Origin of the sequence: Streptomyces sp. NBC_00631 (genome assembly GCF_045206895.1) — a bacterium.
Classification (GTDB): Bacteria; Actinomycetota; Actinomycetes; order Streptomycetales; family Streptomycetaceae; genus Streptomyces.
The window spans coordinates 5,812,266-5,829,924 of record NZ_CP107734.1 but is presented as its reverse complement, the minus strand read 5'-3'; the positions used below and the strand labels follow the sequence as shown (position 1 = coordinate 5,829,924).

At 73.5% G+C, this 17,659-nt stretch carries 17 protein-coding genes; 4 read left to right on the top strand and 13 right to left on the bottom strand.

The features are described from left to right. Positions 1 to 74: 74 nt before the first annotated feature. Positions 75 to 1,040: a zinc-binding alcohol dehydrogenase family protein gene (locus OHB00_RS26755; RefSeq protein WP_406438237.1), complete on the bottom strand. Its 966-nt coding sequence runs from the start codon at positions 1,038 to 1,040 to the stop codon at positions 75 to 77. A 95-nt stretch (positions 1,041 to 1,135) separates the two neighbouring features. Here OHB00_RS26755 and OHB00_RS26750 point away from each other — a divergent pair, with 95 nt between their 5' ends. From OHB00_RS26750 to OHB00_RS26740, 3 genes are all read left to right on the top strand, one after another. Further along, the gene (locus OHB00_RS26750; protein ID WP_406438235.1) at positions 1,136 to 1,624 is read left to right on the top strand and encodes a MarR family winged helix-turn-helix transcriptional regulator; all 489 of its coding nucleotides are present in this window, start codon (positions 1,136 to 1,138) and stop codon (positions 1,622 to 1,624) included. A gap of 88 nt (positions 1,625 to 1,712) precedes the next feature. Continuing rightward, positions 1,713 to 2,624, top strand: a complete 912-nt coding sequence (locus tag OHB00_RS26745) for a peptidoglycan DD-metalloendopeptidase family protein (RefSeq protein WP_406438233.1) — start codon at positions 1,713 to 1,715, stop codon at positions 2,622 to 2,624. 96 nt (positions 2,625 to 2,720) lie between these two features. Continuing rightward, positions 2,721 to 3,668: a glycoside hydrolase family 26 protein gene (locus tag OHB00_RS26740; protein WP_406438232.1), complete on the top strand. Its 948-nt coding sequence runs from the start codon at positions 2,721 to 2,723 to the stop codon at positions 3,666 to 3,668. A 112-nt stretch (positions 3,669 to 3,780) separates the two neighbouring features. Here OHB00_RS26740 and OHB00_RS26735 read toward each other — a convergent pair whose 3' ends face one another. From OHB00_RS26735 to OHB00_RS26700, 8 genes are all read right to left on the bottom strand, one after another. Continuing rightward, complete coding sequence (locus OHB00_RS26735; protein WP_406438230.1) at positions 3,781 to 4,647, bottom strand: NADase-type glycan-binding domain-containing protein; 867 nt, start codon at positions 4,645 to 4,647, stop codon at positions 3,781 to 3,783. Between the two features lie 596 nt (positions 4,648 to 5,243). Continuing rightward, a complete protein-coding gene (locus OHB00_RS26730; RefSeq protein WP_406438228.1) occupies positions 5,244 to 5,804 on the bottom strand; it encodes a phage tail protein in 561 nt (186 codons plus the stop codon). Positions 5,805 to 5,832: 28 nt separating this feature from the next. Then, the gene (locus OHB00_RS26725) at positions 5,833 to 7,794 is read right to left on the bottom strand and encodes a putative baseplate assembly protein (protein ID WP_406438226.1); all 1,962 of its coding nucleotides are present in this window, start codon (positions 7,792 to 7,794) and stop codon (positions 5,833 to 5,835) included. 5 nt (positions 7,795 to 7,799) lie between these two features. Then, entirely contained in the window at positions 7,800 to 8,243 is a 444-nt protein-coding gene (locus OHB00_RS26720; RefSeq protein ID WP_406438224.1) for a GPW/gp25 family protein, read from the bottom strand. Between the two features lie 40 nt (positions 8,244 to 8,283). Then, entirely contained in the window at positions 8,284 to 10,194 is a 1,911-nt protein-coding gene (locus OHB00_RS26715) for a VgrG-related protein (RefSeq protein ID WP_406438222.1), read from the bottom strand. Next, positions 10,194 to 10,916 carry a LysM peptidoglycan-binding domain-containing protein gene (locus tag OHB00_RS26710; RefSeq protein WP_406438220.1) on the bottom strand — a complete coding sequence of 241 codons (723 nt, stop codon included), beginning with the start codon at positions 10,914 to 10,916 and terminating at the stop codon, positions 10,194 to 10,196. Before OHB00_RS26710 ends, OHB00_RS26715 begins: the two co-directional genes overlap by 1 nt. 42 nt (positions 10,917 to 10,958) lie before the next feature. After that, positions 10,959 to 11,381 carry a phage tail protein gene (locus OHB00_RS26705; protein ID WP_089100302.1) on the bottom strand — a complete coding sequence of 141 codons (423 nt, stop codon included), beginning with the start codon at positions 11,379 to 11,381 and terminating at the stop codon, positions 10,959 to 10,961. 39 nt (positions 11,382 to 11,420) lie between these two features. After that, entirely contained in the window at positions 11,421 to 11,963 is a 543-nt protein-coding gene (locus OHB00_RS26700) for a hypothetical protein (RefSeq protein WP_406438218.1), read from the bottom strand. Between the two features lie 1,528 nt (positions 11,964 to 13,491). Between OHB00_RS26700 and OHB00_RS26695 the strand changes: the two genes are divergently transcribed. After that, positions 13,492 to 14,991: a hypothetical protein gene (locus OHB00_RS26695; protein ID WP_406438216.1), complete on the top strand. Its 1,500-nt coding sequence runs from the start codon at positions 13,492 to 13,494 to the stop codon at positions 14,989 to 14,991. On the opposite strand, the gene OHB00_RS26690 is transcribed toward OHB00_RS26695, so the two are convergent. The 4 genes from OHB00_RS26690 to OHB00_RS26675 all read right to left on the bottom strand — a co-directional run bounded on the left by OHB00_RS26690 (position 14,931) and on the right by OHB00_RS26675 (position 17,654). Next, on the bottom strand, positions 14,931 to 15,098 hold the full coding sequence (locus OHB00_RS26690) for a DUF6760 family protein (protein ID WP_355721179.1): 168 nt from the start codon (positions 15,096 to 15,098) through the stop codon (positions 14,931 to 14,933). The genes OHB00_RS26695 and OHB00_RS26690 overlap by 61 nt on opposite strands. Next, positions 15,095 to 15,565, bottom strand: coding sequence for a hypothetical protein (locus tag OHB00_RS26685; RefSeq protein WP_406438214.1), 471 nt, complete (start codon positions 15,563 to 15,565; stop codon positions 15,095 to 15,097). The genes OHB00_RS26690 and OHB00_RS26685 overlap by 4 nt, the downstream gene beginning before the upstream one ends. Further along, positions 15,565 to 16,008, bottom strand: coding sequence for a phage tail protein (locus OHB00_RS26680; protein WP_351494137.1), 444 nt, complete (start codon positions 16,006 to 16,008; stop codon positions 15,565 to 15,567). The genes OHB00_RS26685 and OHB00_RS26680 overlap by 1 nt, the downstream gene beginning before the upstream one ends. 62 nt (positions 16,009 to 16,070) lie before the next feature. Next, positions 16,071 to 17,654 carry a phage tail sheath subtilisin-like domain-containing protein gene (locus OHB00_RS26675; protein ID WP_406438212.1) on the bottom strand — a complete coding sequence of 528 codons (1,584 nt, stop codon included), beginning with the start codon at positions 17,652 to 17,654 and terminating at the stop codon, positions 16,071 to 16,073. Positions 17,655 to 17,659 lie beyond the last annotated feature (5 nt).

Sequence of the window (17,659 nt, the reverse complement as noted above, 5' to 3'; positions counted from 1 at the left end):
GACTCCGTTCTGCGGACGCGTGCTGTGCCCGGAGGTACGGGCGGACCGCGGCCGGGCGTTCAGTTCCAGGACGATCACCTGGGGGATGCGGTGAGGACCAGGCGCCGGCCGGGCTCGGCGGGGGCGGTCCAGGCCGCCTCGACGTCGGCGAGCGGCACCGGCCACGCGTCGGCGGTGAGGGTGCCCCGGGTCAGTTCGGCCATCAGGGACGGCAGTTCGGCGACGATGCCGCGGGCGGTGACCGAGCCCTGGCCGCTGCCCATGAGCCGCAGGTCGGCCGCGCGCAGCACGGCGGAGGGAAGGGTGATCTCCAGGCCTGCCATGGAGCCGATCTGGATCCAAGCCAGCGGGGCGCTGCGGTCGGTGCGGCGGGTGAGGACGGCCGGGAGGGCCCGCTCGGTGGGCGTGCCCCAGGTGTAGTCGAGGACGACGTCGACGTCCGCGGCGGCCTCCCCGAGCCGGGCGTCGGCCTTCTCCGGCTCACCGGCCAGGGAGACCACGTCGGTGGCGCCGAGGCCGCCGAGCAGCTCCAGGCGCTCGGGGTCGCGGCCGGCGGCCACGATCCGGCCGGCGCCGAGGTGCCGGGCGATCTGTACGGCCATCCGTCCGGCGTTGCCGGTGGCGCCGAGGACGAGGACGCTCTGGCCGGGCTGGAAGGTGATCCGGCGGCGCAGCGCCACCCATGAGGACATGGCCGGGTTCATGGCCGCGGCGATGGTCACCGGGTCGGCGCCCTCGGGCAGCGGGACGGCCCGGCGCGGGTCGGCGACCGTCCGCTCGGCCATGGTGCCGGGGTCCCCGTCGCCGGCCACGAAGTACACGATCCGCCCGTCGGGCAGCCGGCCCACCCCGTCGACGCCGGGGATCAGGGGAAGGCGGCCGTCGCTGGTGTAGTGCGTGCCGTCGGCACCGGAGCGGACCCGCGGGTGCAGACCGACGGCGATCATCTCCACCGGCAGCCTGCCCTCGCCCGGCTCGGGGGCGGCGAACTCCTCGAAACGCGGCGGGCGGTCGAACGAACGGACCACAGCAGCATGCATGACGTCTCCTTAGTTCGTGGCACCAATTAAATTAGTTGGTGCCACGTACCAAGTCAAGTAGTTGGGGGCGCGTACTAAAGCCGTAGGATGGGGTCATGCAGAACAAACCGGCGACCGCCGCCGAGACATCGCACACCGCGCCCGCGCCGCGGACGGACCAGGCCGTCGAGGACCTGGGACTCGTGGACAGCCTCGCCCAGTTGTCGTTCCTGGTGCAGGGCGCGCTCGGGAAGGTCGCGGCGGAACACGGGCTGTCGGTCGTCCAGTTGCGGCTGCTCGGCGTACTGCGCGACCGGACGCCCGGCATGCAGGAGCTCGCCCACCACCTCGGCCTGGACAAGTCCAGCATGACCGGCCTCGTCGACCGCGCCGAGCGCCGGGTCCTGGTCCGCCGCACCCCCTCACCGCACGACCGGCGCAGCTTCCTGGTGTCGATCACCCCGCAGGGACAGCAGCTGGCCCGGGAGTGCGAGGCACTCGCCGACCGGCAGATCCGGGACCTCACGGCCCACCTCACCGAGAGCCAGCGCGCCCGTCTCTCGCAGCTCGCGAGCGCACTGGTCGGCCACCACGCCCCGCTCTGAGCCGGGCCGATCATCCGAACAGGCGAAAGTCGCGGCGCCGGGCGCGTGGGGCCGCCTCCCGGCGAGCCGGTCGTCAGAGGATCCGAAGATGCGAACGGATGATCTACGGCTCCTCACCGCCGCGCTGGTGCTCCTCCTGACCGGCGCGTTCCTCACCACGCCCGCCAAGGCCGACGAGCGCCCGGCCCACTGCGCCTTCGGCCCGCACAGCAGCCGGCCCACCGCCGCGCACAAGAACGGCGCCCCTCACAAGAACGGCACCGCCCGGAAGGACGGCCCCGAGCGCGCCCACGGCAGCCGTCGCACCGGTCACACCGATCGCACCGCCCACTGGACGGCGCCCACCGTCCGCTACCGGCTCTCGGCCCGTTACGCCGCCAGGGGCCGCCTCTGGAGACACCGGCACACCGGCCAGGACTTCGCCGTACACACCGGGACCCCCGTGTACGCCGTCGGCCCGGGCCGCGTCGTGGCCGCGACCTGCGGCGACGCCTTCGGCAACCAGGTCGTGTTACACCACCCCGACGGCTACTACACCCAGTACGCCCACCTGTCCGTCATCAACGTCCGCCGCGGCCAGCGGGTCTCGGCGGGCCAGCGGATCGGCGCGGCAGGCGCCACCGGCAACGCGGACGGCCCCCACCTCCACTTCGAGGTCCGCACCACCCGGCACCTGGGCTCCGAGGTACCGCCGCTGCCGTGGCTGCGGCACCACGGCGTGAGCGTGCCAGGAACGCCGACCCCGGCACACCACCACCCGGCCGCGAGCGCCTCGCCCACCCCGACCGCCTCGGCCACCCCCACCAGGAGCGCGGCGCCGCCGACGGACAGACCGACATCCACACCGTCGCCGAGACCCGTCAAACCGGCCGCCCACGCGAGGCCGCACGCGACCCCGGTGCCGGCCGGCACCCCGGCACCGGTCCGGGCCCCGGCGAGACAGTGGGTCCCGACCGGAATGTGGGATCCGACGACAGTGTGGGACCTGTCGGCACGGTGACACGGCCGGCCCGGTCGTATCACGACAGCAGCGCACAGGGTCACGGTATGAACACATAGCGTGGCCACGGTGCGCGGAACGGCCAGACTGCCTCCCATGGCACGTCTGAGGTTCCTGTGGGTCGCCGCGCTGGCCGCCCTGCTGCTGCTGCCCGTCTCACGACCGGAGACCCCACGGCCCGCCGTGCCCGGGCCGTTCGGGGCGTACGTCGGGTACGGCGCGGACGGGGTACGGCGGGTGGCGGCGCTCGGGAGCTGGCTGCGGGACCAGCCCCGGGTCGGGCACACCTACCTGCCCGGCGACGTGTGGCGGAACATCGAGGGCGCCCCGGACTTCGTACGGCTGTGGGCCCGTTGGCGGCGGGCCGAACCCGGCCGGCTCCTCGTCCTCAACGTGCCGATGCTGGAACACACCGAGGCGCACGTCCCGGACGCCGAGGTGCGCCGCCGACTCCGCCTCGGGGCGGCCGGCTCGTACGACGTCCACTTCCGCGCCCTGGCCCGCCGGCTGGTCGCGGTCGGCGCGCCGGACACGGTCGTCGTGCTCGGCTGGGAGATGAACGGCGACACGTACACCCATCGCTGCGGACCGGACCCGGCCTCCTGGCGGGCGTACTGGCGGCGGATCGTGACGGCCATGCGGTCGGTGCCGGGGGCCCGGTTCCGGTTCGACTTCGCGCCCAACCGGGGCCGGGACGCCATCCCCTGGACCGCGTGCTATCCGGGGGACGACGTCGTGGACGTGCTGGGGATGGACGCGTACGACGCCCCGCGGGGGATGTCCTTCCAGGAGCAGGTCACCGAGCCGTACGGGCTGCGGGCCCAGGTCGACTTCGCCCGGGCCCACGGCAAACCGGTCTCCTACCCCGAGTGGGGGCTGTACGAGAACGGCGACGATCCGGCGTATCTGCGGGGCATGCTGGACTGGTTCGCGGACAGCCGCCCGCTGTACCAGACGATCACCGACTACTGCCCGCACGGTGTGTGGCGATGCCGCGGCAACCCCAGGTCCACGGCCGTGTACCGGTCCCTGATGAGGAACTGAGCGCCCCGCCGGAAGCGCCGCGACATGCCGGCTGCCGGCCGCGGCGCCGTCGTGGCCGGTCGCGCCCGCACCGCGGACTTCACCGGACCCGCTTGGCCGGCCTCCGCCGTCACTAGGAGTTCGCGCTGGACGGGCCGAAGAACTCGATCTCGGCGATGGCCACCTGGGTGCGGCCCGACGTCTGGTACGACGAGTCGATCGTGAAGCGGACGGAGACGACGTCCGCCGCCCGGAAGTCGCGGGTCTGGCCGCCGGCCGACTGGTCGAGGGTCACTTCGCGGGTCACGGTCTTGCCGTCGGCGGTCTTGATGGTCGCCGTCATGCGGTGCGGCAGGGCCGACTTCGTCAGCTGGTCGTTGTGGGTCGACTCGCCGGACGTGATGACGACGTTCAGCAGGCGGGTCGGCTCGTCGAAGTGCGCCTCGACCCACTCGCCCTCGCCGCCCCCGGCGATGCCGGGGCCCCACCAGGTGTTGTTCAGCTTGTCGAAGAGCAGCTCCGGCTTGTGGCCCGCGTACGAGCGGGAGGCGCGGTAGCTGTCCGGGGAGACCTGGGCGCGTTTGGCGAAGTGGTCGCGGGTGGCGCTGATCGCCTTGGGCGTGTTGATCGCCAGGACCGTGACGGCGGTGAGGACGACGGCGGCGACGATCCAGGTGAGGACGCGGTCGAAGGTGCGGCGGAGGCGGGGGCGGTCGCCTGCCCAGGGGGTCTCTCTGCGGCGGAAGTCGAAGATGCGGCGCCACCAGGGGCGGTGGGCCGCGGCGGCGGTGCCGGGGTGGCCGGCCATGGGCATGGCGCAGCGGGTGCAGAAGTGGCGGTCGGGGCGGTTGGGGGTGGCGCACCAGGGGCAGGGGGTGCCGCCGTGGGCGCCGAGGTCCTCGCCGGGGGCGCGGACGGTGGCGGGGCGTTGGGGGGTGGGGCGGCCGGGGAGGACGGGAGCGACGGGTTGGGGGGCCGGGGTGGGGGTGGGCTCACTCACCGGGATGAGGAGGCGGCGGGCTCGGTCCTGATCGGAGGTGGGCGTGGGGGTGGGGGTGGGTGCGGTGCCGACGTCAGCGGCGATCTGCGGGTGGGGGGTGGGGAGGGGGGTGGTTTCGGCTGTGGGGGACGTGGCGGTGAGTGGGGGCTGGTCGCGCAGTTCCCCGCGCCCCTGGTGGGGCGCTGTCGTGGGCGGAGTTGACAGGTCGCCGTGGCCCGGACGGGGCGCTGTTGGGGCCGGAGTTGACAGGTCGCCGTGGCCCGGACGGGGCGCTGTTGGGGCCGGAGTTGACAGGTCGCCGTGGCCCTGGCGGGGCGCTGTTGTGGGCGGAGTTGACAGGTCGTCGTGGCTTGGGAGGGGCGCTGTTGTGGGCGGTGCTGTCGGGGCTGTCGCTGTCGTTGCCCGGGGGGCTCGTTCGGGGAGGCCGGTGCCGCCGTCTCGGCGGGTGAAGGCGTCCCAGCCGGGGGCGGTTGAGGGTGTCGGCTGTGCGGGCTCCTCGTTGGTGGCGGTCCAGCTCAGGACCGCGCCGCACGCGTCGCAGAAGGACTGGCCCGGGTCCGCGACCGTGCCGCACTCCGTGCAGTTCCGGTTGGTCGTCATCGCTGCGGGGTCCTCTCGGCGGACGCGGTCACCTGGACCGTGTAGGGCATGTGAGCGGGGCGGGCGACGGCCACGAGGTGTTCCAGGCGGACCTCGTCGGCCGGGGTGGGGGCGGGGAGCGTGAGGTGGACGTGCAGGCGGGGGCGGGGTTCGCCGGGGAACGGGCCCAGCGGGCGGGCGCTCCAGTCGGCGCCGCCGCTCTCCGTGATCTCCGGTGCCACGCCGAAGGCCAGGCGGACCGCCTCGGACAGGCCCCAGCGGGTGCCCCGGATGCGGTGCAGGTAGGCGGCCGCGGCCACGGCCGCGCGGAGCAGGGGCTCCGGTTCCGTGCCGTCGGTCTCGGCGCCGACCCAGGTGCCGAGCCACTCCGCGAAGTCCAGCGGGGCCAGGGCCGGGTCGAAGTAGCTGGGCAGGCAGTCGAGGACGTTCGGGATCGGGGCGATCACGTCGTCCAGGCCGGCGACGAAGCGCAGCGCCAGGTCGTCGTCGGCGAAGACCGCGGGAAGCATCGGGCCGATGGGGACGGAGGAACCGAGGCCGTCGATGGAACCTCTCAACGGACGCCTCCTGTCGGGTCGTTGACGGTCATTCGCCGATCACCCGGACCCGGTGGTCGAAGGAGAAGACCAGGGACGGGGCGTCCAGGTCGATACGGTCGGTCGGGTCGCCGCGCTTGCCGGTCAGCGGGTCGGCGGGGTGCAGGACGACCTCGTCGACGAGTTCGACGCCGGGGACGCGTTGCAGTACCGCGAAGACCTCACCGGACTGCACCGGGCGCCCGAACGGCCAGCCCTTGCCGTCCGCGCCGCCGGTCAGCGGGTCCAGGTGGCGGTAGAGGGCGTCGTGGGCCTGGCGGCGCACCCGGTCGACGTCCACACCACGGAAGGCGTGCACGGTGGCGACGACCGTGACGCCCTGGTAGAAGGGCGGCCCGACCGCCAACCGGGTGCCGATCAGCCGGCGTTCGTCCAGGTAGCGGGTGATGCGGTCCAGCAGCGCGTCGCCGGGGACGAGTTGCTCGAAGCGGAGCCGGCCGCCCGGGTCGGACACGGCCTGCGGCACCACCAGGACCCGTACCGCGTACGCCCCGTGCTCGCCCTCCTCGCCCTCCAGGCAGGTGATCCGGGCCGTCTCGGGAGCGGCGCGGCGGGCCAGCTCCTCGTAGTCGCGCAGGGTCACCGCCCGCTCCTGGGCGCGCAGCGTGATCGGGGCGCGGACCTTCGCCTCGGCGACCGTCTCGCCGTCCACTCCGCCGCGCGCTGCCTCCCGGTTGACGACCTCCGCCACGTACGGGATGGAGGAGCGCAGGATCTGTACGGCCCCCCGGGCCACGTTGCCGTCCCGGCCGCCGCCGGTGCGGTAGCGGCGGGCCCGGACGACCGCGCCCTTCGGGGCCACCGCGCCGTACTGGCGCAGGGAGCCGTCCGGTTCACGGACCGCGGGGCCGAAGGCGATCTCGCCGGTGGTCGCGTCGAGAGTGAGGTGCCGGTCGTACGGTCCCGAGGCCGCGAAGTGCGGGACGACCTGCCAGTCCACCCAGCCGCCGTCGCCGTCGTGCTCGGCGGTCTGCAGGAGCAGCGGCGGGGTGTCCCCGACGACGGGGGCGTGGGCGAGCCGCAGGCGCTGGCCGGGCAGGCCCGTCGACTCGCCGAGCGCCTCGTCCTCCACGGTCTCCGCGTGCACGGCGCCGGTGGTGCCGCCCACGGTGCAGGCCTCGGCGAACCGGACCGTCGGGGAGGTGGTGTAGAAGGGCTGGTCGGCGCGTGGTTCGGTGACCCGGCAGCGCAGCCAGCTCGCCTCCAGGCCGCCGTTGCGGGACAGCACGTGACCGCCGGGGACGTGCAGGACGACCTCACCGGGGCGGTTGAGGCCACCGGTGCCGTCCCGGTCGACCTCGCACTCCCGCCAGCCGTCCTCCGTCCACGCCTCCCACACCAGCGGCGGCTGCCGCGGGTCCACGCCGACACCGTCGACCCGGCTGTCCAGGTCCAGGGCGACCGCGCAGTGCGGGACGGCGGCGGAGAGACCGAGCAGCATGCAGTCACCGGGGTTCGGGGACTCCGTGAAGCACAACAGGTCCTTGCCCTCGGCGAGTTCATGGGTGAGGTCGACGACGGCCGAGCCCTGCTGCTGCCGCAGCAGGTGCCGCAGCTCGCTCGGCACGATGGTCAGTTCGCGCTCGGTCGCGAAGACGACCGCCTCCTGCGTCTCGGTACGGCGGGTCGCCACCTCCGTGCCGACCGGCACCGGGACCGGGTCCTCCTGGGCAGCCGACAGCCAGAACGTCACGTCCGTACGGGCCGCGGACGGCGGGAACAGCGTGATGCCGACCAGGTCCAGGAAGGCCAGGTGGTTCTTCTCCGGGACCCGGTTGAGGCGGTACACGATCTGGTCGGCCATGTGCGCGACCGTCTCCACCAGCGTGATGCCGGGGTCGGAGACGTTGTGGTCGGTCCACTCCGGGGCGCGTTGCTGGATGTAACGCTTGGCGTCGTCGACGAACTGCTGGAAGCGGCGGTCGTCGAGGTTCGGGGAGGGCAGGGCCATCGGGATCAGCGGTCGCTTTCGGAGGAGTCCGGGGAGGCGGGGGGCAGGTCCGGCTCGTCGTGGGAGGGGATGACGTAGAAGGGGAAGACCAGGCTGCGCGGGTTGTTGGTGCCGCGGATCGAGTAGCGGACGTCGATCATCAGCACGCTCGGGTCGGCGCCGGTGGAGACCTCGACGTCCTCGACCTCGATCCGCGGTTCCCAGCGGTCGAGGCTGGCGTACACCTCGTGCTGGATGCGGCCGGCGGTCTGCTCGTTGACCGGGGCGAAGACGAGGTCGTGGATGGCGCAGCCGAACTCCGGCCGCATCGGTCGCTCGCCGGGGGCCGTGGAGAGGATGAGGCGGATGGCCTCCTCCACCTCCTTCTCGCCGCTGACCAGGGCGATGCCGCCGGTGGGGCCGATGCGCAGCGGGAACGACCAGCCGGCGCCGACGAACTGCTCCGCCATCAGCCCCGCACCCGCCTCTCGGGGAAGCCCTGCCGCCCGCTCATGCCGGGATCACCATCACCGTCAGTCCGCCCATCATCAGGTTGCCCAGGACCGGCACCTCGGGGGCCTGGATGCCCACCGTGGTGAAGGAGCTGATCGCGACGGCGGCGTTGCCGCGCAGCGACAGCGCGGCGTTCGCCATCACGTTCACGGCGGCGGCGTTCACGGAGACCGCGCCCGCGGGGGACTTGATGTCGACGAGTTCCGCGCTCTGCAGGGACAGCGGCCCCCCGCTCCTGATGCTGAGCGCGCCCGCCGCCTTCAGGGACAGGTTGGCGCCGGCCTCGACCGACACCGACCTGCTGCCCTTGATGGAGACGCTGCCCTTGCTGTCCACGGTGATCTCGGTCTTCTGCCGGTCCAGGAAGACGGTGAGCTTGTCGTCGCCGCTGGCCAGCCGGACGCCCTGTTTGCGGCCCCGCTGGTCGAGCAGGTCCATCCGGTTGCCGACCCGGTCGGAGACGGTGTGCCGGGTGGCCCGGCCGCGCATGCCGTCGTGCAGCGGTACGTCCTTGACCCGGGTCGGCTTGTCCTTGCCGTTGTAGAGGCCGCCGATGACGTACGCGTGGTCCAGGGCGCCCCGGTCGAAGGCGACGAGCACCTCGTCACCGACGTCCATCGGGAAGACCCCGCCGCCGCGGACCCCGCCCCACTGCATGGTCCGGGTCCAGTCGCTGACGTAGGTGTCGTCCAGCCACGGGAACTTGAGCTTCACCCGCCCCTGCTGGAGCGGATCCTGCACGTCGGTGACGAGGGCCTGCGCCACGCTGAGCTGCCGGTCCCCGCCGGCGTCCCCGCCGCCGCCCGAGGCGACGCCGTAGAGCGACCGCCACTGGCGGCCGCTGACGGTCACCCAGGTCTCGTAGTGCTTGGCGTCGCCGAAGACGTGCCGTACCGAGGTGACCGTGTACTTCCCCTCGAAGGGGTCCCCGACGTCCGCGAGCGCCACCGGAACCCCGGGCCGCAGCTTGGGATTGCCCCGCACGACCACCTCCACCTCGGCGAACGTCGACGTGACGTCGTCGGAGAGGGCGTCGGCCGCGAACTTCACCTCGGTCTGCTTGTCGTACGGCGTACGCGTCTCGACCAGCTTCGACGTCTTGAACTCGCCGGCCGCCGCGCCCGGGGTGGTGCCGATGCTGTAGCCGGTGTTGTCGGCGGGGGTCACGGTCGCCGTGAGCGTCTTCTTCGTCCGTACGTCCCAGCCGCGCGACTCGACCTTGTTCACCTGGTCGGAGGCGGTGACCGCGGTACGCAGCCGCAGGATGTCGTGGCCGGCCTCCAGCACGAACGGGCTCTTGTCGCCGTCGGTCTGCGGCGAGGGCGCCCCCGAGGCGCTCTTCGGCTTCACGAACTGGAACTTGCCGTCCGCGTCCACCGACATGACCATCTCGTTCTCGTCGGCGAGCCGGGACAGGAAGTCCCAGTCGGTGATGTTCGACTGGCTGATGAACTCGTAGACGGTCTTGGTGGCCTGGATCCGGCCGATCGGCACGCCGTCCTGGGCGGCCAGCTTGCGGGCGATGTCCGAGGCGGTCTGGTTGCGGTACGCGACGACACGGCGCTGCCGCATCAGCCGGAACCCGTAGTCGTACCCCCGGACGACCGCGTAGCTGCCGGTGCCGTCGTACTCGGCCTCCATCCCCGTGACCTCGCCGGTGAGCAGCGGGTCGCCGGTGCCCTGGCCGTCGGAGACGGGCGTGATCACCACCGGGGTGCCGAACTGGACGCCCAGTTTGCCGAGCAGCTTGCGGGCCGGGTCGCGGAAGGTCAGCTGGAAGGCGGCGGGCACCCCGACACCCTGGTCCACGTGTGCGTCGACGAGATACCGCCCGTACTCCGAGGTGGCGGTCAGCTCCTTGCCGCCGATGACGACCTTGACGACGTTCGAGAAGGCATGCTTCACCATCAGGACCGCACCTCCTCGGCGGCCGGCAACACCAGTTCCGTCCCCGCGGGCAGCCACCCGGGGTCGTCGATGTCGTTCGCGTCCGCGATCGCCCGCCAGGCGGCCGCGTTGCCGTACTCCCGCCAGGCCAGCGACTGCAGCGAGTCCCCGGCGACGACCCGGTGCACGCGCTGCGCGGTGAGCGCGCCGGACGTCGGGTTCTGCCCGGCGGTCTTGCTCGGGATCTCGTGCAGCTGGAGCCGGCAGCTGGCCCGGATCGGCATCCCGCTCGTTCCGAAGAGGGAGTAGGAGACGTCTGCGGAGGCGACGTACGCCGTGAAGTTGGCCGTCGAGAACGAACCCCACTGGAAGACCACCCAGGGCGGCGACGGCTGCTTGGCGGCGATGCTCTTGCTGGTCACCTCGCAGCAGGCCAGCAGCGACTCCACCTTCTTCATCACGTCGTTGCTGTCCGGGTCGTCGGACCGGTCCAGGAAGATCTCCACGCTCATCTCACGCGGATGGGTGCCGAGGAACTCCGGGAGCGCGCCGTCCCGTTCGATCGGCGCCGCCGACGACTTCCAGTCCGCCCGGCGGGTGATCGACAGCTGTGCCGGGTTGAACTCGAAGCCGAACGTCTTGATGATGCCGCCCGGGCTGGTGCTGGTGCCCACGGGCGGTTCGTGAATCGCGAGGGTGGCCCGCACGAGGCTCTTGCCGGCGCCCCGGCTGCTCCTGGCCATGATCTGATCTGCCTCTCAGTCCGCTCTGCTCGCTCTGGCCGCTCAGTCGGTGAAACCGTGGTGGGCGATCTCCAGGACCTCCGTGGCCACGGACGGACTGCCCGCGTCCAGGGAGGGCCCCTGCCAGCTCACCGGCAGGACGTCCAGCAGCCCCCACCGGGCCACCTCCGAGCCGTCCGCGCGCAGCGCCGTGATCTGCCCGGTGGGCCGCTCGATCCCCGTCTGCACGGACGAGATCCACTTCGCGACCTTCGAGGTGTCCGGGGTGAGCGGGCGGGTCAGCCGGATGTGGGAGAAGGTGACCCGGGTCGGCAGCTGCCACACGAACCCGTTGTTCCCGCCCTCCTGCCGCTGCTCGATCTCCACCTGCGACGACAGTCCCTCGCACCCGTTGAAGTAACCGAGGTCCTCGCCGTCGATGGAGAGGCTGAACCAGACTGTGGTTCCCGGGTCCTGGCGATCCATCGGGAGGCCTTTCTGTGGGGTGGTGCGTGGTCGTCGTGATCAGGGGCGGAAGTCGCGGAGTTTTCCCACGCGTTCGCGGTCGCGGCGGAGCTCGGTACGGACGTGCCGGGTGATCCGGTCGATGATCCGGTGGACGAGGGCGTCCACCTGGAACTCGGTGAGGGCACGGGGGTCGAACCCGCCGCCCTCGACCGCCGTGTAGCCGGGCGGCGGATCGTCGGCGGCCGAGGCGGAGGCGGAGTACCCGGGTGGCGGCGGGTCGTCGGGGGGCGGTGGCTGCCTGGGGGTCCGGGTCCGGGGCGCCACGGCGCGAGCGGTGTGGGCGGCCGGCGCCTTTTCCAGGGAGGTCGTGGGGTGGCTGACGGGGAGCGCGGTGGTGAGAGCGTCGCGCTGGACGGTGAGGCGGCCCGTGGGCACCACGGGAAGAGGGGTGCTGGCGGAGATCGGGGTGGTGGGGTGCAGGGGGACGGGCCGAGCGGGCGCGGAGGTGGCGCCGGCCGGCCGGAGCGGCTTGACCGGATTGACCGGCAGGGCGGCAGGCGCGGTCGCGGCTCGCTGCACGAAGAGAGGCAGGGGTGCCACCGGTCCGGTGGACGACGGGGCGTTCGCGGGGAGGGGCGCCTGTGCCCGGCGCTGCACGACGGCTGCCGCGCGGCCTCCGGGGCCGGGAGGGGTGGGGGCACCAGTTCGCTGGACGAAGGGAGGGACGGGGGAAGGAGGTACGGCCGACGCCGGAGGGCCCGCCGGAGCGGGGCCGGGAAGTACCGGTGACGGCGTCGGCGCAGGGTCGGTCGGGGCGGGCTGGGCACGCTCGGCCGCCGTCGCCGGCAGGTCGGGTGCCGAAGCGCGCTGTACCGGCCGGGGCGCTTCGGGCGCCGGACGGGAAGAGGCGGCCGGCCGGTCTGCCGCAGAACCACTCGACGTACCGCTCGCTGAAGCACTCGCCGAAGCACTCGATGCCCGCTGCCGCTGCACGGACGGCACCGCCGCCTGACGGCCGGCGGACCTCACGGCAGCCGGGCCCGTGAAGGGGGCGCCGAGGCCGAGGCGGGGGGCGCCGGGGGTGTTGGTCGTACCGGCGGCACGCTGTACGGAGGGGGAGGCGGAGGCGGGAGCCGGCGTCGGAGCGGGCCGGGCCGCCATGGCCGGACCGGCCGGACCGGCCGGACCGGAGGACGACGGGGCGGGTCCCTGCTCGCGCGGCCCTGGCGGTGCCGGCACATCCGGCCCGACGACTCCCGGCCCGACGGCCCCTGGCCCGGCCGCTCCCGGCCCGACGGCCCCTGGCCCGGCCGCTCCCGGCCCGGCCGCTCCCGGCCCGACGACTCCCGGCACGGCGACTCCCGGCACGGCGGCAGCGGAGGAGGCCTGCGGCCCCTCCGTCATCCCCGCGGCCGTCCGCCGCTGTACGGACACCTCACGACCACCGTTACGGGCAGCGCGCGCAAGCGGAGCGCCGAGGCCGAGGCGAGGGGCGTCCGAGGTCGTCGCGGCACGCTGAACGGGAGCGGGCGTGGGAGCGGGAACGCGAACGGGCTTGGCCGCCGCCGTCGGCGAGGGGCCGGCCGCAGCGGCCTGGCCGGGCTCAGCCGGTGGCGTCGGCACGGCCGCCGGTACGGCTCCCCTCCCTGCCGGACGGGGCGCTTCCCGCACGGCGTCGGTCGCGCCCGCACTCTCTGCCGCCCTTCGCTGCAAAGCCACCTCGCGGCCACCGCTCGCGGCCGCAGGCGCCGTGGGTCCGGCGCTCCGCGCGGCAGACGGGCGTGGGGCACGGGGCGTTGCTCCCGCGGCTCCCGCACCGGGCGATCCGGCTGTGGCCGTCATCGGCGTCGGCGCCGAACGCGTCTCCGTACGACCGCTTTCCTGCGACGGCGGCGTGTGCCGGGCGGCCGGGCCCGGGACGGTACCGCGTTGTACGGCAGGCGTCCCGGGGCTGCCGGGCGGCTGCTCCGGGACCGCCGCCGACTCGCCGGGCACGGTCGGAGAGACCGGGGCGCGGCCCCCGCTCACCGCCTGCCGTTGCACAGGGGTCCGCGCGCCGGCGCCGGAAACACCGGAAGACCCGCCGTAGCCCGGGGGCGCGGCGGACACCGAGGGCGGCACAGGGGCCGTGGAAGGGACAGAAGGGGGTGTCGTCGCGGGCGACGCGGGAGCCGTACGAGCCGTGGCCCCGGGCGACATGGGTACCGCGGCCGTACCACCGCCGCCACCGCCCGAGGACACCCTGGCCGGACCCGGACCAGCCGTGCTCGGCCGGGCCGGTGCCGGTCCGCCGCCGGACGCGTTCCGCTGTACGACGGCAGGTGCGGGCGCCCGTCCGGAGGCAGCGCCCCGAGGAGCGCGCGGGGCGCCGCCCGAGGAGGTACGGCCGTCACCGCGCGGGCGCGGCCAGCCCCCGCTCACCCGCACCGGATCCCCGCCGCCGCCCTCGACCGCCCGCTGTACGAGCCCGTCCGCCGCCGTCTCGCCACCGGCTCGGTCACCCTCACCCGACGCCGTCACCGCGCCCTCGGCGGCCGTCGCCCTCGGCGCCGACGGCAACGTACGCCGCTGCACGGCCGTCACCGAGGTGCCGGCCGGCGCCTGCGTCAGCGCGCCGCGGCGCGGCGCGACGGGAGGTGCCGGCGCGACGCGCGGACCGGTGGCCGGAGCCGGCACGACGGGGGTCGGCTGCGGCGCCCATGCCACGGGCACCGCGCTCGAAGCGGCAGGAGCAGCAAAGGCCGAGGCCGCGGTCGTCGGCGTGACCGACCGCTGGACAGCAGGCGTCGCCCGCCGCCCCGCCCCCGCCACGGAGGGCGCCGCTCCCTCGGCCGAGGCGGCCGGGACGGTCGAGGCCGCCGAGGCGGCCGACGGAGTCGACGGGAGCGCCGGGCTCGGCGCGCCCTTCGCGTTCCGTGCCGTTCCTGCCGTCGCCCCTGGCGGCTGCGCGGCCGCACCACCACCGCGCCGCCCCGCCAACGGCACGCGCTGCACCGCCGGCGCCACCGAACCACCCGAACCGGCCGAACCGGCACGTCCCACAGACCCAGCCGAACCAGCCGACCCGCCCGATCCCACCGATCCAGCAGATCCCGCAGACCCGGCCGGGCCGCCCCCGACCGTCCGCAACGGCACCACCGGGACCGACGGCCTGCGGCCGGCCGGCGGTCCCGTCTGTCCCGCCGCTGCCGTCGGCCCCGCCAACGGCAGTGACTGCACCGGGCGTTCGAGGCCGGACACGGCCCCCGCACCCGTCGTGGTGCCCGCAAGGCCGCCACCGGTGAGCCCCGCGCTCGACGCGCCGTCCAGGACCGCGTGCGAGCGGGTGCCCATGAACGACGGGTTCTGCCAGGTCGGCAACCGGCCGCCGAACCCGGCGTCCGCGACCGGCCCGCCCGCTCCCAGCGCACGCTGGATCGGCGGCAGCCCGGACCAGGCCGCCGCCACCACGGGACGCGGCGCCTCCGCGGGACGCGGCATCTGCGCCGGGACCTCAGGCCCGTTCCCGGACTCCTCGGCCCCGGGTCCCCGTCCGCGCCCCCGTATCCGATCCCACAGCCCCACCCGTCAGCCCTCCGCGCCTGCGGAGGCCGCCCTGGTCACCAGGGACGCGATCTCCGCCGTGTAGCGGCGGCGGTCGGCGTGCTCCAGGTCCAGGATGTCCTCCAGGTTCCAGTGGAAGTGGTAGGCGACGTACGCGATCTCCTCGTGCAGCCGGTCGGTCGCGTACGTCACGATTCCCCCAGGCGGCTCCCGCCGAGTTCCACCTCGAAGGGCTCCGAGCAGTGCGGGCAGTTGACCGCGGCCCGGGTGTGTCCCTCGGCGTTGATCTGGCGGTAGAAGTCCTGCAGGAACGCCAGGTCGGAGGCGAACATGTTCTCCACGATCCCGTCGTGGACGAGGGGGAGCGTGCCGAGGCGGGTGATGACCCGGCCCAGCAGCACCACCGACAGGAACGCGGGGTTCTCCTGGACGCGGACGTCCCGCAGCGGGATCAGCTCGTCCCGGGCCGTCGACAGGCGCATCACGCCGTCGCGGTGGACGGTGCCCTGCTCGTCGACGTACCCGCGCGGGAGCTGGAACGGGAACTCCGTGCGCAGCACCTCGACGGGCGTCTCCGGTTGCTGAGGGGCCTGGGGCGCCGCAGCCTCCGGTGCGAGCGGCGCCCCCACGCCTCCGGCCCTGACAGCCGAACGCCTCATTACTCGATGACCAGTTCTTCGAACGTGATGGTCACCGACTCGGTCAGCGCGGACGCCTCGCCCGCCTTGACCGTGCTGGTGTCGATCTTGCTGCACCAGGCGTTGCGCAGGTTGTAGCGCTTCACCGGGTTGTTCTCGAAGTCCATCATGATGATGGAGGCGTTCTTGCGGGCCGTGGCCATCTGGCCGTTGATCGACTCGTTGATCCACTGGGTGAACGACGAGGACTGGGTCATACCGCGTACGACCGTGCAGGTGCCGTTCTTCTTCACGCCCGGCAGGTTGCGGACGTGGTTCTTCCCGTCCGGCGTGTTCTGCTGGTAGGTGATGACGTCCTGTTCCATCGTCATGCCGCTGACCTCGGCGAGGTACTCGACCATCACGCCGTCGATCTGCAGGCCGAAATTGTGCGATGTGAGGGCGTCACCCGGCTGGAGACTCATGTGTTACTGCCCGTTCTTCTCAAGGTGCCTGGAAAACAAGTGGGTTGGGACCCGGGGGTCCGCTACTCCTGGAGCTCGCCGCTGCCGCTGGAGAACTGGGCCAGCCGGAAGATCACGAACTCGGCGGGCTTGACCGGTGCGATGCCGATCTCGCAGATCACGCGGCCGACGTCGACCGACTCCGGCGGGTTGGTCTCCTCGTCGCACTTGACGTAGTACGCCTCCTCGGGCCGCTGCCCGAACAGGGCGCCGCTGCGCCACTCGTTGACCAGGAACGCGGAGATGTTGCGCCGGATCCGGGCCCAGAGGTTGTGGTCGTTGGGCTCGAAGACCACCCACTGGGTGCCGATCAGGATCGACTCCTCCAGGTAGTTGAAGTACCGGCGGATGTTGAGGTAGCGCCAGGCCGGGTCGGAGGAGAGGGTGCGGGCGCCCCAGATCCGGATGCCGCGGCCCGGGAAGGCGCGGATGCAGTTCACGCCGATCGGGTTGAGCAGGTCCTGCTCGCCGCGGGTGATCTGGAGCTCCAGGTCGACCGCGCCGCGGATGACCTCGTTCGCGGGGGCCTTGTGGACGCCGCGCTCGGCGTCGTTGCGAGCCCAGACGCCGGACACGTGGCCGGACGGCGGGATCAGCCGGGACTGACCGGAGGACGGGTCGAAGGTCTTGATCCAGGGGTAGTACAGAGCCGCGTACTTGGAGTCGTAGCCGGCCGTCTCCTGGCGCCAGACGCGGATCTGGCGGGCGTTGAGGCCCGGCGGCGGGTCGATGACCGCGACCCGGTCGCCCATCAGCTCGCAGTGCGCGATCAGACCGAGCTGGACGGCCTTGACCTGCTCCAGGTCGATCGCGCCACGCTGGTAGGCGGCCATCAGGTCGGGGACGGCCACCATGGACACCTCGTCGACGGCCTCCAGGCCGCCGAAGCCGGTGCGGTCGGCCGAGTCGCCGAGGTACTCGGCGGGGCCGGGGTGCGAGCCGGCGCCCGCGACGGGGGACGCGGACGCCGGCGCCTGGGTCGGGGCCGCGAGGGCCACCGTCTGGTTCTCCGGACGGGCCAGCTGCGCGGCGGGCGCGGCCTCGGTCACCGTGATGAGCCTGGAGCGCTCCTTGACCTGGGTGACCACGTAGTTGCGGCCGCCCTTCTTCGCGGTCACGTCGAAGGTCTCGGCGGTCTTGCCGCCGTCCTTGACGAGCAGCCGGAAGCGTTCGACGGGGCCCTCGCCCTCGGGGTCGGCGACCTCGACGCTCAGATCGCCGGAGGCGATGGCGCTGACGGTGAAGGTGCCGAGCTGCTTGGCCTCGCCGGGCGGCAGCGCGGCCGGGGCGGCCGAACTCCCCACCGCGGCGGGTGCGTTGACGGAGGCTTCGGCGCCCTCGACGGAGCCGCCGACGCGGACGACGTACGCCGCCGTGCCGCCGTTGTTGAAGAAGCCGTAGACGGAGTGCGCGAGGTAGTACCCGTCGGTGAACTCACCGAAGGACGCGACGTACTGCGTCCAGTTGGTCACCAGCGTCGGCTCGTTCAGCGGACCGGTCGGGGCCAGGCCCACAAAGGCCGCCACCGACGTGCCCACCCCCTCGATGGGGCGCGAGCCGCTGGCCACCTCCTCGACGTAGACGCCGGGCGACAGGTAGGACGGCATGCTCT

Bases quoted from the DNA above. Each gene is read 5' to 3' on its own strand.
- OHB00_RS26755 (WP_406438237.1), bottom strand. From the start codon at position 1,040: ATGCATGCTGCTGTGGTCCGTTCGTTCGACCGCCCGCCGCGTTTCGAG.
- OHB00_RS26750 (WP_406438235.1), top strand. From the start codon at position 1,136: ATGCAGAACAAACCGGCGACCGCCGCCGAGACATCGCACACCGCGCCC.
- OHB00_RS26745 (WP_406438233.1), top strand. From the start codon at position 1,713: ATGCGAACGGATGATCTACGGCTCCTCACCGCCGCGCTGGTGCTCCTC.
- OHB00_RS26740 (WP_406438232.1), top strand. From the start codon at position 2,721: ATGGCACGTCTGAGGTTCCTGTGGGTCGCCGCGCTGGCCGCCCTGCTG.
- OHB00_RS26725 (WP_406438226.1), bottom strand. From the start codon at position 7,794: ATGGCCCTGCCCTCCCCGAACCTCGACGACCGCCGCTTCCAGCAGTTC.
- OHB00_RS26720 (WP_406438224.1), bottom strand. From the start codon at position 8,243: ATGGCGGAGCAGTTCGTCGGCGCCGGCTGGTCGTTCCCGCTGCGCATC.
- OHB00_RS26715 (WP_406438222.1), bottom strand. From the start codon at position 10,194: ATGGTGAAGCATGCCTTCTCGAACGTCGTCAAGGTCGTCATCGGCGGC.
- OHB00_RS26710 (WP_406438220.1), bottom strand. From the start codon at position 10,916: ATGGCCAGGAGCAGCCGGGGCGCCGGCAAGAGCCTCGTGCGGGCCACC.
- OHB00_RS26705 (WP_089100302.1), bottom strand. From the start codon at position 11,381: ATGGATCGCCAGGACCCGGGAACCACAGTCTGGTTCAGCCTCTCCATC.
- OHB00_RS26685 (WP_406438214.1), bottom strand. From the start codon at position 15,565: ATGAGGCGTTCGGCTGTCAGGGCCGGAGGCGTGGGGGCGCCGCTCGCA.
- OHB00_RS26680 (WP_351494137.1), bottom strand. From the start codon at position 16,008: ATGAGTCTCCAGCCGGGTGACGCCCTCACATCGCACAATTTCGGCCTG.
- OHB00_RS26675 (WP_406438212.1), bottom strand. From the start codon at position 17,654: ATGCCGTCCTACCTGTCGCCCGGCGTCTACGTCGAGGAGGTGGCCAGC.